Origin of the sequence: Bryobacter aggregatus MPL3, from assembly GCF_000702445.1 — a bacterium.
Lineage (GTDB): Bacteria > Acidobacteriota > Terriglobia > Bryobacterales > Bryobacteraceae > Bryobacter > Bryobacter aggregatus.
In genome coordinates, this window is sequence record NZ_JNIF01000003.1 from 713,278 (window position 1) to 726,810 (window position 13,533).

At 58.1% G+C, this 13,533-nt stretch carries 15 protein-coding genes; 5 read left to right on the top strand and 10 right to left on the bottom strand.

Going from position 1 to position 13,533, the window contains the following annotated elements; genetic code table 11:
- Position 1 precedes the first annotated feature (1 nt).
- The 5 genes from M017_RS0103690 to M017_RS0103710 form a co-directional block, all read right to left on the bottom strand.
- A complete protein-coding gene (locus M017_RS0103690; RefSeq protein WP_031495889.1) occupies positions 2 to 922 on the bottom strand; it encodes a cation diffusion facilitator family transporter in 921 nt (306 codons plus the stop codon).
- A 52-nt stretch (positions 923 to 974) separates the two neighbouring features.
- A complete protein-coding gene (locus M017_RS0103695; protein ID WP_031495890.1) occupies positions 975 to 1,403 on the bottom strand; it encodes a hypothetical protein in 429 nt (142 codons plus the stop codon).
- A gap of 98 nt (positions 1,404 to 1,501) precedes the next feature.
- Entirely contained in the window at positions 1,502 to 3,007 is a 1,506-nt protein-coding gene (locus M017_RS0103700; RefSeq protein ID WP_051669482.1) for a Gfo/Idh/MocA family oxidoreductase, read from the bottom strand.
- 75 nt (positions 3,008 to 3,082) lie between these two features.
- On the bottom strand, positions 3,083 to 3,553 hold the full coding sequence (locus M017_RS0103705) for a hypothetical protein (protein ID WP_031495894.1): 471 nt from the start codon (positions 3,551 to 3,553) through the stop codon (positions 3,083 to 3,085).
- Positions 3,554 to 3,682: 129 nt separating this feature from the next.
- On the bottom strand, positions 3,683 to 5,413 hold the full coding sequence (locus M017_RS0103710; protein WP_031495896.1) for an ABC transporter ATP-binding protein/permease: 1,731 nt from the start codon (positions 5,411 to 5,413) through the stop codon (positions 3,683 to 3,685).
- Positions 5,414 to 5,524: 111 nt separating this feature from the next.
- On the opposite strand from M017_RS0103710, the gene M017_RS26220 reads away from it, so the two are divergent.
- The gene (locus M017_RS26220) at positions 5,525 to 5,986 is read left to right on the top strand and encodes a hypothetical protein (protein WP_155121220.1); all 462 of its coding nucleotides are present in this window, start codon (positions 5,525 to 5,527) and stop codon (positions 5,984 to 5,986) included.
- 38 nt (positions 5,987 to 6,024) lie between these two features.
- Here the strand turns inward: M017_RS26220 and M017_RS0103720 are convergent, their stop codons facing one another.
- Positions 6,025 to 7,005: a HEAT repeat domain-containing protein gene (locus M017_RS0103720; protein ID WP_155121221.1), complete on the bottom strand. Its 981-nt coding sequence runs from the start codon at positions 7,003 to 7,005 to the stop codon at positions 6,025 to 6,027.
- A 150-nt stretch (positions 7,006 to 7,155) separates the two neighbouring features.
- Here M017_RS0103720 and M017_RS30585 point away from each other — a divergent pair, with 150 nt between their 5' ends.
- A complete protein-coding gene (locus M017_RS30585; protein ID WP_031495899.1) occupies positions 7,156 to 7,917 on the top strand; it encodes a carboxypeptidase regulatory-like domain-containing protein in 762 nt (253 codons plus the stop codon).
- On the top strand, positions 7,806 to 10,433 hold the full coding sequence (locus M017_RS0103730) for a TonB-dependent receptor domain-containing protein (RefSeq protein ID WP_155121222.1): 2,628 nt from the start codon (positions 7,806 to 7,808) through the stop codon (positions 10,431 to 10,433). Before M017_RS30585 ends, M017_RS0103730 begins: the two co-directional genes overlap by 112 nt.
- Here M017_RS0103730 and M017_RS0103735 read toward each other — a convergent pair.
- Positions 10,430 to 10,927: a hypothetical protein gene (locus tag M017_RS0103735; protein ID WP_031495902.1), complete on the bottom strand. Its 498-nt coding sequence runs from the start codon at positions 10,925 to 10,927 to the stop codon at positions 10,430 to 10,432. The two genes, M017_RS0103730 and M017_RS0103735, sit on opposite strands and share 4 nt — an antisense overlap.
- A gap of 67 nt (positions 10,928 to 10,994) precedes the next feature.
- On the opposite strand from M017_RS0103735, the gene M017_RS30380 reads away from it, so the two are divergent.
- Positions 10,995 to 12,107 carry a M23 family metallopeptidase gene (locus M017_RS30380; RefSeq protein WP_031495904.1) on the top strand — a complete coding sequence of 371 codons (1,113 nt, stop codon included), beginning with the start codon at positions 10,995 to 10,997 and terminating at the stop codon, positions 12,105 to 12,107.
- Between the two features lie 9 nt (positions 12,108 to 12,116).
- On the opposite strand, the gene M017_RS0103745 is transcribed toward M017_RS30380, so the two are convergent.
- From M017_RS0103745 to M017_RS0103755, 3 genes are all read right to left on the bottom strand, one after another.
- Positions 12,117 to 12,362, bottom strand: a complete 246-nt coding sequence (locus M017_RS0103745) for a hypothetical protein (protein ID WP_238325802.1) — start codon at positions 12,360 to 12,362, stop codon at positions 12,117 to 12,119.
- 90 nt (positions 12,363 to 12,452) lie between these two features.
- Positions 12,453 to 12,641: a hypothetical protein gene (locus tag M017_RS0103750; protein ID WP_031495907.1), complete on the bottom strand. Its 189-nt coding sequence runs from the start codon at positions 12,639 to 12,641 to the stop codon at positions 12,453 to 12,455.
- A gap of 54 nt (positions 12,642 to 12,695) precedes the next feature.
- Positions 12,696 to 13,058 carry a hypothetical protein gene (locus tag M017_RS0103755; protein ID WP_031495908.1) on the bottom strand — a complete coding sequence of 121 codons (363 nt, stop codon included), beginning with the start codon at positions 13,056 to 13,058 and terminating at the stop codon, positions 12,696 to 12,698.
- An 88-nt stretch (positions 13,059 to 13,146) separates the two neighbouring features.
- Between M017_RS0103755 and hisI the strand changes: the two genes are divergently transcribed.
- A complete protein-coding gene (gene hisI, locus M017_RS0103760) occupies positions 13,147 to 13,533 on the top strand; it encodes a phosphoribosyl-AMP cyclohydrolase (RefSeq protein ID WP_155121223.1) in 387 nt (128 codons plus the stop codon).

A 13,533-nucleotide genomic window follows, 5' to 3' on the forward strand; every position in this document is an offset into this window, starting at 1 on the left:
CTCAATAGAGGCGGCATTGGCAATCGGAGGAGTCGCCTGTTTCCAGTTGGAGCGTGGCGTGTTCAATCCCAAAGCGATGATGGAGTTCCTGTTCCACCTGCCGTAAGAAGGCGTTATCGCAGACCGGCTCCGCCATTACGAGATGAGCGGTCAAGGCCGCTTCTGTCGTGCTCATCCCCCAGACATGAAGATCGTGGACGCCAACCACGTTCGGCAACGAGAGCAGATAGGCATCCACTGCGTGCAGGTCGATGCCTTCAGGGACACCGTCGAGAGCAAGATTGAGGGAGTCCCGGAGCAAGCCCCAGGTGCTGACAACGATGATGCCGCAGATCAATAGGCTGACCGCAGGATCGAGCCAGAACCATCCGGTCTTGAGAACCAGGTAGCCACTGACGACCACGCCTGCCGACACCGCAGCATCCGCAACCATGTGAAGAAAGGCGCCACGGATGTTCATGTCGCCACTGCTGCCGGAAAAGAAAAACATGGCGGTGACGGCATTGATCACCATTCCAATCGCCGCCACCCACATCACGGTCTGTTCCGCGACCGGCGCAGGATTTCCCAGGCGGTGGAAAGCCTCCCAAGCGATGGTTCCGAGAGCAATCAACAAGACAACTGCGTTGATCAGAGCGGCGAGGATGGAAGAGCGCCGCATGCCATACGTGCGGCTTGGGGTTGGCCGCTGGCGGGAGAGCACCGCCGCGCCCCAGGCGAGAGCAAGGCCAAAAACATCGCTCAAGTTATGGCCCGCATCGGCGATCAGGGCGAGGGAGTTCGAGAGTTGCCCGTAGAAAAACTCAGCGCCAACGAAGGCGAGATTTAAGAAGATGCCGACGCCGAAGGCCCAAGTGTAGCTCTTGGGCGCATGGCTGTGTCCGTGGCTATGACTGTGTGAGTGACTGTGTCCGTGGCTCATTCCGATCGCCCCACCCTAAGCTCAGGTTAACCTGAGCCGTAGTTGCGGGCGATTACTTGTCCTGATAGACCGTGTGGTAAGGAGAGGACAAAAATCCCAGAGCGCCCACGGCAGCACCTGCCGCAACAGAGGGACCGACAAATTTCGCGCCAGATCCTTCATTCGCGCAGCCAGGACACATCGCGATCCCCAAGCCGACGCCCACACCAGCCCCGACCGCAGTCCAGAGCAACCCACGCCGCACGCGGCGCATCGGATCCGACACTTTCAGCTTTCGAATCTCTGCCTTTGCGACAGAACGCTCACCGGCCGTCTCGCGGAACCGCAGAGAGTCCGGACCCGCGGAGAGGAAGATCGCCCGCGTGCGGACACCATCCTTTGTCGTGAGTTCTACTTTCTGATCAGTGGGAATTCTCCGTACCAGTTCCCAGTCTCCAGCGAAAACAAGATGTGCGATCAGCAGGCATACGATTTGTTTCATCCGTTCATTACGCGCCGTATGGCAGCAGATTAGCTCACAGCCCCCCAAAGGAAAAGGGGCGCTCTACGCGCCCCTTTTGTTCTCACTTACAAATGGCCTTAGCCGATGGTGAAGCCCTTGCGGAGCTTCGGCTTCAGGTATTGGTTCGCTTCGTTGTTGTTGGTGAAGCGCATCTTCGCCGCATCCCATTCCAGCTTGCCATCGACGCGCAAGGCAATGACGCCGAGCAACATCCATTCGACAAAAGGAGCGGCCACGTTGAAGTTGGAGCAGGCAGAATCGCCACCCTTGCAGGCGCGGATCCAATCCCGGTAGTGACCGGGGGAACGCGTCAGCAGCGGCTCCGGCATGTGATAGTCGGCCATCTTGTCGGTGGGCAGCAGACGGGTATTTTCGCCATAAGTGCCGGTGGTGAGCATGCCCTTATCGCCGACGAAGAGGCTTCCGTTCGGGGAGGCCTGGCGGAGGTCGGGAGTGGCTTTCAACTCTTTGTAAGCTTCGTAATTGAAAACGCGTCCCACCATTCCGTTATAGGCAGGCTCACGCTGCGGGCCCTGTGCCTGGCCTTGGGGCCGCGGCTTGTTGGGTAGATCGCCCAGCCATTCGCCACTGGGAACGCCGTCGATCTTCGGGCTCGCTTCCATGCCGTCATACCAGAAGATGCTGACCGGCCCCATGTTGCCGCGAGCGGCAAAATCAAAGCGGGTCACAGACTTCTTGGGGAACTGGAAGGAACTGGTGCCCTCTTTCTTGATGCACTCCACGCTGACCGGAGAACCGAGCTTGAGCGCCATATTGGGAGCACCGAGGATGTGGCAGGCCATGTCGCCCAGCGCGCCGCAACCAAAATCAAAGAAACCGCGCCAGTTGAAGGGCTGGTAGAACCCACCATAAGGCGATTTGAAATCTTTGCCGCCCGAGGTGTAGGGGCGCTTCTCAGCCGAGCCGAGCCAGAGATCCCATTCGAGAGTGCTGGGAACTTCATCGGGAGGCGGAATCACCGTGGTGCCCTGCGGCCACCAGGGGCGGTCCGTCCAGGCATGCACTTCTTTGACTTGACCGATCTCTCCAGACCAGACGATTTCGGCAACCTGCCGCGTGCCCTCGTTCGAATAGCCCTGGTTCCCCATCTGAGTGGCCACCTTATGCTTGTTGGCGGTTTCCATCATCTGGCGGGCTTCCCAGACCGTACGCGTGAGCGGCTTCTGGCAATAGACATGTTTGCCGCGTTCCATGGCAGCAATCGAGACCACGGCGTGCATATGGTCCGGAACAGAAACGGTGACGGCATCGATGTCTTTGCCGACCTCATCCAGCATCTTGCGGTAGTCTTTGAACTTCGGCGCCTTCTCGTATTGCTTGAACTTGACAGCAGCACGCTTCTCATCGACGTCGCACAACGCAACAATGTTTTCCGAGGCGCAGCCGTTGAGATCGCTGTTCCCCTTGCCACCAGCGCCAATGCCGGCAATATTCAGTTTTTCGTTCGGGCTCTTGTAGCCCAACATTTTCAGAGACGCCACGCTACTGTAGCCGCTGGCTGGCACAGCGCCAGCCAGGAGCGGGCCATAGAAGAAGAATCGTCGATTGATCTGCGAAGACATGGGGAGCAGATACCTCCAGTGTCATCCTAGCGCCTCCTGAGCTTTCGTGGAGGCGCTCCATGCCGGCAAGAACAGTTATTTGTGCGGACCACCACCCCGCGGACCATGATCACCGGGCGGATTGCCATGCAGGCCGGAGGCCAGGAGTTCCTGATAAATGGTGCGCTGAGTGGCCGTAAGACTCAGGTAAAAAGTGGCTTCCGCAGAAGCTTCGGCTTGTACTCTCTGCGCCGTTAGGGTACCTGTCTGGGTGGCGGCAGAAGCGATGCCGCTGCCGTTGTTGGTTTCAATGGCGGTGGTGAGTGCCGTCTTCACCGTCGCCAGATTCGTTCGAATGGCAGAGACAGTGGTTTCTTCGATGGTAAAGGTGGATGTGGCCGCTGCCGCCTGAGCGCTGGTCAGCGTGAGGAGCTTAGTTAGCCTGGCTACGCGTGCCGCGACGAGCTCAGTGATGGTGGGAGCGGTGTGTGTCGAGGAGGGCTGCTGCGCAGGAACCAGGGAGCAACTGAGTAAGGTGAGGGTAATCCAGCCGGATAAAGCCTTCATTGGGTACAACTCCTTTGTGAATCCGACCGAATGTCTGCACCCGGTCAGCAACTGCATCCACCTAGACGGCTTCCTGCCGGGAGAGGTTGACACGAGTGGGCGGGCTTAATCCTCTGTTAACGCGTGGCGCTACTCCACCAGTTCTGCGGTGAAACGGAAGTCAGCCGCCCGGTGCAGCAGCCACTCGCTCTCTGATTTCAATTCGAGCACCTGCGAGTGATACCTCACAAGACCCGGATGATGGCTCACGCTGATCAGCGTTGTCTGGATCTCGCTCAGCTTGCCGTATAAGAACGCTTCATTCTCGCGATCGAGTGCACTCGTCGCTTCGTCCAGCAAAACATAGCGCGGACGCTTCAAGAGAACACGCGCAAACGCGAGACGTTGGCGCTCCCCGACTGACAGCACCTTCTCAAAATCCAGTTCATCATCTAAGCCTCCGCAGCGTTCCACCAGGCCTGGGAGATTGACTGCCTCCAGAACGGCCCGAATCTCCTCTTCTGAAATGTCCCGTTCCAGATTCGGATAGTTGAGTTGATCGCGCAGACTTCCTAGAACCATGTACGCATGCTGGGGAAGAAACAACATATCTTCCGCCTTGGGACGGTGCAATGTTCCGTGCCCCGCGTCCCAGAGGCCGGCCATCGCACGCAGCAAAGAACTCTTGCCCAAGCCGCTGGCTCCGACAATCAGAAGGCCTTCTCCCGCCGGGATCATGACACTGAGCCCTTTGACAAGAGTGCGTTCGCGATTGGGAGTATGCAGCGTGACATTGTCAAAGCCGAGATGTTCGCCTTCTTTCGCCAGGATTCTGGTGGGCGCCGGATCGCCTTCCTTGGGAAGTGGATCGAGGGTGTGTGCGATGAGTCCCTGGGAGAAATTCTCGAGGCGTCCGACGCTGGCAGCGAAACGGCTGAGGTCTTCGAGATTATCGAGCAGAAGCGTGAGTGCACCGAGAATGGCAGAGAAAGCACCTGTCGCCTGTACAATGCTGCCGACCTCCAGCTCTCCGGCAAGAACGCGTGGCGCAATCACCAGCGTGGGCAGCACCATAGTGAGAAAGCTGTTGCCGTAATAGAAGAAGTTCAGGCGTAAAGACCATCCGATCAATTGGGTTCGATTGGCAAAGAGCTTGGCGAAGAACTTGAGGACCTGGTTCTCTTCCTGCCGTTCCCCGTGATACAGCGCAATCGCTTCGGCGTTCTCCCGGATGCGCACGAGACCGAAGCGGAAGTCGGCTTCGCGCCGCCGCTGCATGTAATAGAGCGACACCATCTTTTCGCCAAAGAGGCCGAAGGTGACCCCGGTCGCAATTGCGGCATAGAGAAAGAGGACGAGCAGCAGCAGGCTCGAAATCGACCATAACACCCAACTAAAGGCGATCAACTGGAAAAAAGCGCCTGCAAAGACCAGCAGGAAGCTAATGGACTGCGTGGTGAAGGAGCCGATATCATCGGCAATCCGCTGGTCCGGATTGTCGACTTCAGGATGGGAGACGAGATGGTAATAGCCGCGATCTGTAAAATAGCGGTTCAGAAATCGGTGCGTGAGCCAACGCCGCCAGCGCAGGGCGAGGGAATCGCGCACATAGTTGTAGTAAGCATAAACGGGCACCCCGACAACAAGAATCATGAAGAACTCACGGATGGACTTCCAGAACCGAGGTGGATCCTTCGCGGCCAGCGCCGAAGTGAACTCGCCGGACTGCTGGTTGAAGAGCACGTCCAGTTGCGTACTGGCCACCAACAAGATGAGGAGCAAGAACAGAAACCAGCCTGCTTTGCGCTTTTCGTCTGAGATCCAATAGGGCTTCGCAAGCTGAAAAGTGCGCTTCAGGAGCTTGAGATTGAGTTTGTGCATGAAGGCCGGTTGCTGCCCCTAAGTGACGAAATGCCGGGGAGCTTTGTTTCGCCGGCGATTGAATTTGGCGCGCACGCATCATCATCGACAATGAACAAAGAAGCGAAATCTATGTTGAACCTTGAAGAGCTCCGAAAGAACCTGACCCAACTCGCCGATAAGTCGCTGCTCGAGGTGGATCCGGAAGGATTGACCGATGCAGCACGTTCCGTCTATGAAGCCGAGATGCAGAGCCGTGGCATCCAATGGCCGTCCGCCGAGCCCGAAGAGCAGGCCGAGACAGCTCCGGCCGCGGAGCCCGGAGCCGATCTTGTCCTCATCGACAAGTATGAATCGCTGGACGAAGCTCGTCTTGCAGCAGCCCTGCTCCGCAATGAAGGAATTCCCGTTTGGCTGGCGGGGGCACTCAACTCCCAGAAACGGCTTGTCGACGCCAACGCCCCCCTCCAATTGGTGACGCAACCAGACTTTCTGGAGCACGCCAGACTCGTGCTCGCCTCCGAGGTATCGGAAGAAGAACTCGCCCGGCAAGCCGAAGAAGCGGGAGCCTTTGACGAGGAAGAAGACAACTAGCGAGTGAGCGAGGCTTCGTCGATAGGCTTCCCGGATCTTTAGTTGAAAAACTCCATCGCAAAGGGCAGCGCAATCAATGCGCAGCCGATGCAACCGGCAATGAGACACAGCTTCTCAAACCCACTCAGTTGGCCGTAGATCGGAAAGACGGCAAGGCCTGCATAGAGAAGACCCAGGCCAGCGGGAATGATCGCAACGAAGTCGAGCAAATGAGTCTGAGCAGGAGTCCTGCCGCGGCCGCCCTGCGGGTGATAACTCCACGCCAGAACGAAAAAAGCCCAAATGATCTGCGCGATCGCGGCAAGAAGCGGCACATAGGGTACGAGGGCCCTGGGTCCCCAACTCAGCGTCGATGCCACCGCAACAGCGGGCACAGCCAGGAATGGAGTGATGGGCCCTTGGCCTTTCTGCAGCCGTTCGATCGATTGCTTTGCAAGGTCCCGGATGTATAGCATCGGGCCATGATTATCGACCGGCCAGGCCTCGGAGGCATCGCCGAGCAGGGCCTCGAGAGCCGGGATGACACGAGGATCGCCCAGATCGCCAAGAGCCTCCACCGTATGGGCCCGCAGTTGGGGGTCCGCGAGTTGTTCCACCAGCTTCGGCGCAACCGAGGGATCTTTCGTCCGGCCGAGAGCCCGAATCAAGTTCTCCCGGACCTCACGGCCCGGGAGCCGATCCAGAGCCGCAATCATGGCCGGGACGTAAGCGGGATCGCGCAGAGCCATTGCGGCCTGCCCAACAATCTTGGGGTCTTCATGTCGCAATAGCGATAACCAGACAGGTCTTGCCTCATGAGCGCCTAGGATGGTTTCAATGCCATGGGCCGCACGAATGATCGGCCAAGCCTGCGTTTCTGTTCGCAGAGAAGACCGAAAGATTTGCAGCGCCTCCGCATGAATCAGAGGATCGTGCTTCACACGAATCGACAACGATTGCATCGCAAGTCCGCGCACATCGGAATCTGGAGATTGCAGATTCCGCTTGAGTTGCTCGATATCAAAAGTAGGTAAGGACAAAGGGCTGATCCGATCCGAGCGCGATCCAGCCACACTCTGACCTCTGAAAGTCTAGCTCGGATCAGGACTGCCGTCGGCAACATCATTTAGTCATGAAGTTGTCACCCAATTGCGATTCCGCATTCATGACCATTTGCAAGAGTCAGAAGAATGTCCCGCTTCGCATTGCTTCTCCTCAATCTGAGTCTGCTAGTCTTCGCTCAAACTGACACTGCCACTTTAAGTGGCACGGTTTTTGACACAGCCTCAGCCGTTGTTCCGAATGCCACCTTGACGGTCGTCAATCGAGCAACGCGTCTGGAACGGACGACGCAATCTGGAGCCGAAGGACGCTACCAGTTCAATCTTCTGCCTCCCGGCTCCTACGAGTTGAAAGTAAATGCAAGCGGCTTTAAGCTCTTTGCGGATTCTGAAGTCCGCCTGCAAGTGGCACAGAACGCCGTGCTGAACCCGACGCTTGCCGTCGGCGCCACCAGCGAGATGATCGAAGTCTCCGGCAGCGCTTCGCTTCTCAATACGGAGTCAGCGGCCTCCGGGACAAACATCACACAGGAAAAGATTGTCTCGCTGCCTCTGAATGGGCGGCAGTTCATTCAGCTCGCGTTGCTGGTACCGGGCGCGAACTCCGGTGGGCGCCAGGTGCAGCAGAACACGGCGCGCCTCAATCAAACCGGTGGTTTTTCTTCCTCCGGGGCCGTACCAACAACAATCTTTTTCTCTTTGACGGAGCGTCCAATACCGACCCCGATTACAATGGCCTCAGCTATTCGCCTATCATCGATTCGCTGCAGGAATTTCAGGTGCAGTCGGCTCAATATGGCGCCCAGTATGGCCGCGCTTCCGGTTCTCAGATCAATGTCGTGTCGAAGTCTGGTTCTAATGCCTTTCATGGCACCGCCTGGGAGTTTCTGAGGAATCAGAAGCTGGACGCACGTCCCTTCAACTCGGTCACCTCGACGCTGCCGAAGAATCAGCGCAATCAGTTTGGCGCAACCGTAGGCGGCCCGATCCTCAAAAACCGTTTGTTCTTTTTTGGCGCCTATGAACGGCTAACGCTGCGGCAGGCTGGGGTCGGACTGACGACGGTCCTGGTGCCAACGGCGGCACAGCGCAAGGGAGATTTCTCGAGCACACCCAATCTTGTTTTTGATCCGGATACCCTCACGAACGGAACGCGCACCCCCTTTCCGAATGACATCATTCCGACTACCCGGCTGAACGGGCTCACCCAGGCCGCGATGAACGCCCTTCCCTTGCCCAACGTCGGCACAAACCAGTACGTCAACTCCAACGGCATCGTGAAGCAGGACGGCAATAACTACTCGGGCCGCATCGATTACAACCTTTCGCAGACCTCCACTTTGTTTGGCCGCTATTCGGCATCCACAGAGGACAGCATCACCCCAGACGTCGTTCCCGGACGGGACCGCGTGGGCTATGTCCGGCCGCAGAACGTTTCCATCGGCTGGAATCGAGTCTTCACTGCCAATGCAGTGAACGAGTTGCGGCTCGGCTATAACAGGCTCCTGTTTCAGGACGGTCTCCCGGAGCCCACATTTAACGTGGGTGGCACACAGCAGTTGCTGCCACGCTTCCGCCCCACTGGCTATGCCGTCATGGGCGGGGCCGGCGCCTTCACAGGAACCACTGGTGGAGGAACTGTCCTCACGCGCAACAATACCTACCAGATCTACGACAACTTCACCTGGACCCGTGGCCGTCATACGATCCGCATCGGAGGCGAGATCATGCGCCTGGACTACAATCGCGCCGAGGCCGCCTCTCCCCTGGGAGACTTTCAGTTCTCGCAGGGCTACACCAGCCGAACCGCCGCCAATGATGGAACCGGAAATGTACTCGCTACGATGATTCTGGGCCTGCCCAACCAGGGAAATCGCCAACTCGTGCCCACACGCCTGGATGCGCGCCAGACTTCCGGTGGACTCTACGTGCAGGACGACTGGAAGATCCTTCCCAAGCTGACGCTCAATCTCGGCCTGCGCTATGAACTGGCGGAACCGCTTTGGGATCGTCGCGGGCAGATGTCCAGCGTTGACTACTCTAAGGTACCTTGGCCCACCGACATCTTCGCCACCGGCGCCATCGGTGTCTACCGTCCCACGCTCTTCACCTGCGGACTGGGCGGCTATGCGCGTGGTTGCGCCGAGATCGATCGCAATAACTTTGCACCCCGCGTTGGCCTGGCCTGGAATGTGCTGCCCAAGACGGTGATCCGCGCCGGCGGCGGCCTCTTCTATGCGAATACCGACTTCAACGGCCTGCTGCAATTGGCTCGCAGCCTACCCACCAACATCTCGCAGAATCTGAGCGCGGCATCGGCCTTTGTTCCTTCGTTCCGGAACTTCGATATCTTCGGCAACAGCGCAAGTGTCGGGGGAACAGCGCTGACTCAGGCCGGCATCGATCTGCACCAGCGGTCGAGCTACTCGCCGCAAGTCTCCTTCGCCATCCAGCGTGAGATCTCGTCGAACTCCGTGTTTGAAGTGAGCTATCTCGGTACCTTTGGCATCAAGCTGCAGCAGAATGTGCAGCCGAACAATGCGCAGCCCGGCCCAGGCAATGTGGACGCGAAGCGGCCATATGCAGGACTGGTCTTTGACCCAGGCATGGTCTTCCCCAGCTATGTCAAACCGATCTCGAACACCGTGCCGGTGACGCAGGTGAATATGTACGCGCTGTCCGCACAGTCGAACTATCATGCGCTACTCGCTCGCTTTGAGCGGCGCTACTCAAAAGGCTTCTCCTGGCTCAGCTCTTACACCTACGCAAAGGCCATCACAAACGCACCGCAGTTTCGCAATGCGGGCGGCGCCAACGGCAGTGAGAACTCGCCGCCACAGGATTCCTACAACCTACGTGCCGAACGTGGACTGGCCAGCTTTGATCTGCGCCAGCGCTGGGTCAACACGGTGGTCTACGACTTGCCGTTCAAGGGCTTGCTCTTTGGTGGCTGGCAGATCTCCGGCATCACGCAACTACAGGGCGGCTTCCCCTTCACGATCAACATCAGCGGAGATACGGCGGGGATTGGCGGCGGCACCGGTGGCATTCTGATCCGGGCCAATGCGGTTCCTGGCAAGACTTCCTATCTGGACCCCTCGCAGCGCTCCACACAGCAGTTCTTCAACACCAGCGCCTTTGCACTGACGCCCGCCTTCCAGTTTGGAAACGTTGGCCGCAACACCGTGACCGGGCCGGGACTCTTCAACGTCGATACGACAGTCGCCCGCAACTTCAAGATTCGGGAAGGCATGGGCCTGCAGTTCCGTGCGGAGTTCTTCAACCTACTCAACACCCCGAACCATTTGATTGTTGGGCGGCTCATCAATGTGCCCGATCAGTTTGGCAAGGTGCTGAATCAGCTGGACCCACGGCAGATCCAGTTTGCGCTGAAGTTGAACTTCTAGATCACGCCAGACAACCACTCCCAAACCACGAGGTGCTCCTCGGTTTCCGCATCGAAACGGAGGAGCACTCGAATGCCGAATCCATCCACGTCGGCGACTGCTCCTTTGTCGCTGTTTGCGGGTGCAATCTTGCGGGTGACAACCAGCCGTTTTCCTTGGGAGGCAAAGGTCATCGCTTTCACAATCGGCAATAGGCCTGGATTGATCACAAAGCCAAGCACCTTCTCTTCATTCGCAAAGCGGTCCATTCCACGGTAGGGCTGGGAGGTGCGCTGGAGTTTCAGACGCAGGTCGCCGAAAGTGGTTGCGGTGATGGCTCCGTCGCGGCCTGGAGTTTCGTCATAGAGATGTGGCACCTTCAGCTTCAGCAGTTCAAGCAGCCGCGGCTTCGCTTTGCGCGCAAACAGATCCACCATTTCCTGCGGCGTCAACAGTTCCGGCGCAACCGCTGGCAGGTCCGATTCGGGATCGTCAAAGTCGAATTCGAAGTCCATGGCCCAATCATGGCAGTTCGCACCGCAAAAGTAAGCACGACCGCGAGATCAGCGAAAATGACGGGAAATGCCTCACTGGACCCAGAGCTTTCTTCTCCTCGTTGTCCTCGGCAGTTCCGCCGCGGAAGTACAAGAGTCCTTCGAGGCGATGGTGATCGAGGCTCCAGCCCCCATCACCGTGGCAGGAAGAACCCAACTCTACTACGAGTTGCATCTGACAAACTTCAGTTCGAAGCCGCTACAACTCGAGACGGTTCGCGTGCACAATGCGGACAACGGCGCGGTGTTGCAAGAGATTGGGGGTGCGGCGCTCGCGGCACGGACCAGCATCCTTGGCGCAGTTGCCGGCCCTGTGGCGCCAGGGCGCAGGGCGATTCTATATCTCGAGTTAGATCTTGGCACGGCGGCGCCCCGTGCAATTGAGCATGAGATTGCCTATCTGTCCAACGGGGAGCGCAGCAGCTATCGGCTGCGCGGCGGGCGAAGTGAGGTGAGTTCCCGACAAGCGATCGTTGTCGGGATGCCGGTCAGTGGCGGGCCGTGGGTGGCCGTTCATCATCCAGACTGGGCTCGCGGCCATCGCCGTGTGGTCTATACCGTGGAGGGCCGCCCACGCATCCCCGGACGCTTTGCCATTGACTGGGTGAAGGTAGATGCACTTGGCCGGACCATCGCAAAAGATTCCGATCGGGTGGACGCTGCCTTTGGCTATGATGCAGCGGCGCTGGCGGTCGCAGATGCAGTGGTGGTGGCCATTCGCAACGACTTTGCAGAGAGCAGTCTCGTGTCGCAGAATCCGAAGCACGCACTCGGCGAAGGATCAGGCAACTATGTGGTGCTGCAGTTGACCAAGGATCGATTTGCGATCTATGAGCACTTGCGTCCGGGCAGCGCCACAGTGGCGGTAGGAGATCGAGTGCGCCTGGGGCAGAAGATTGGCGCCTTGGGTTTTACGGGAGACTCCACCGGACCGCATCTGCACTTTCATATGGCAGACGGCGCGAATGATCTGAATGCCGAAGGAGTGCCTTTCGCGTTTGACCGGTTCACGGTGCTGGGCCATTACAGGGACATCTCGAAGTTGGGATCGGCGCCTTGGGAGCCAGCGGAGAAAATAGAACGGAAGAAGGAATGGCCGGCCCCGAATGCCGTTCTACAAGTCGAGGCGGCTCATCGTTGAAGAAACTGGTTATGGCAGTTCCCCCGCGAACAGGCTGCCTGCGCGCGCATCCCGGAACAGAACATGCAGGCGCTTGACGCCAGCCCTGGGTGAAACTGGAGCGGAGAGCACGTAGTAGTCTGCGCATTCGAGCACTTCTAAGACCAGCCACAAGCCCATGCGATCTGTCGGATCGAGCACCGCAAAAAGATGATGAGAGAGGAAGAGTCCAAAGGTGGCCAGGCGCAACGCAAACACGAGAGCGCATAGCAGCACCGGCAGAACGAAGCATTGGAGGATCGTTACTGCGGCATTGGCGCCGATTGCAGAGATGTTGCCTGCTGGCCAGGGGCAGAGAGAAGAATACTAAAGCAAGCGCCATTGCCCATAGTCCCTGCGCTTGCGACGGGGCATCAGAAGCGTGGCGGCGAGCGTCATCGCAATGGCGGAGAAAACGGCAGTGAGATTTGCTGCCACCGCGAAGCCGAGCGAGGCCGGCTGCAAGTAGCCCTTGAACAAAAAGTACATCGCCCAGACCAGGAAGGCGATGCTCATGCCATAGCCGCATGCGGGCGATTGAGAAATCGAGCAGGAACGGGTGCAGCAGAATCACGTCATAAGCCAGCCAGCGGAACACAGGCGAGCCGAGTTGCTGCGCCATCCCGAGTTGCCCAGGCCCCAGGCAGACAAGCGGCAAAGCAGGCTGTAGAGGATGTGGTTGCTGGCATCGAAATCGCAGTAGAGCTGCGAGAAGGGCCCACTGACGGAGTGCAGATCAATGAACGCCTTATCGTGCACCAGCGATTGTGGGACCGCGTGGTCGCCCTTCAGATCCAACAGGAGGGAACAGCACCAAGAAGATTCATTGTAGATCGCAGGCTGGGGGCTGTGATAAACTTTGGTTTCATGGCTCTTGGGCTCCACCATCGTCGGCACCATCATCATCATTTCTCGGTGAACCGGCCGGCTCATATGCTGTGATCGTTTGCGATCTACTTCTCCTTCATAGCCCGCCGCGCTGAGACTCAGCCCGGCGGGCTTTCTGTTTTTAGGATCTCCCTTGTCAATACCAAAACTCGATTACTCAAAACTCGACGGCCTCATCACTGCCGTCATCCAGGATTGGAAATCGCAGCGCGTCCTCATGGTTGGATTCATGAATGAAGACGCCTTTGCGAAGACGCTTGAAAGCGGCAAGTGCTGTTTCTATTCGCGCAGCCGCAACAAGCTTTGGCTGAAGGGAGAATCCTCAGGTCACTTCCTCAATGTGAAAGAGATCCGTACCGACTGCGACAATGACACCTTGCTCATCTTTGCGGAAGCCGTCGGGCCCGGTGTCTGCCACGAAGGGTTCGAATCCTGCTTCGCCAAGAAGCTCAACGCAGAGAATGTCTTCGAGTACGTTGACTCCAAAACTTATAACGCCGACGAGGTCTACAAACACTAG

Excerpts from the sequence above, each read along its gene's own strand:
- M017_RS0103690 (WP_031495889.1), bottom strand. The coding sequence starts at position 922 with ATGAGCCACGGACACAGTCACTCACACAGTCATAGCCACGGACACAGC.
- M017_RS0103695 (WP_031495890.1), bottom strand. The coding sequence starts at position 1,403 with ATGAAACAAATCGTATGCCTGCTGATCGCACATCTTGTTTTCGCTGGA.
- M017_RS0103700 (WP_051669482.1), bottom strand. The coding sequence starts at position 3,007 with ATGTCTTCGCAGATCAATCGACGATTCTTCTTCTATGGCCCGCTCCTG.
- M017_RS0103705 (WP_031495894.1), bottom strand. The coding sequence starts at position 3,553 with ATGAAGGCTTTATCCGGCTGGATTACCCTCACCTTACTCAGTTGCTCC.
- M017_RS0103710 (WP_031495896.1), bottom strand. The coding sequence starts at position 5,413 with ATGCACAAACTCAATCTCAAGCTCCTGAAGCGCACTTTTCAGCTTGCG.
- M017_RS26220 (WP_155121220.1), top strand. The coding sequence starts at position 5,525 with ATGTTGAACCTTGAAGAGCTCCGAAAGAACCTGACCCAACTCGCCGAT.
- M017_RS30585 (WP_031495899.1), top strand. The coding sequence starts at position 7,156 with ATGTCCCGCTTCGCATTGCTTCTCCTCAATCTGAGTCTGCTAGTCTTC.
- M017_RS0103735 (WP_031495902.1), bottom strand. The coding sequence starts at position 10,927 with ATGGACTTCGAATTCGACTTTGACGATCCCGAATCGGACCTGCCAGCG.
- M017_RS30380 (WP_031495904.1), top strand. The coding sequence starts at position 10,995 with ATGCCTCACTGGACCCAGAGCTTTCTTCTCCTCGTTGTCCTCGGCAGT.
- M017_RS0103750 (WP_031495907.1), bottom strand. The coding sequence starts at position 12,641 with ATGAGCATCGCCTTCCTGGTCTGGGCGATGTACTTTTTGTTCAAGGGC.
- M017_RS0103755 (WP_031495908.1), bottom strand. The coding sequence starts at position 13,058 with ATGAGCCGGCCGGTTCACCGAGAAATGATGATGATGGTGCCGACGATG.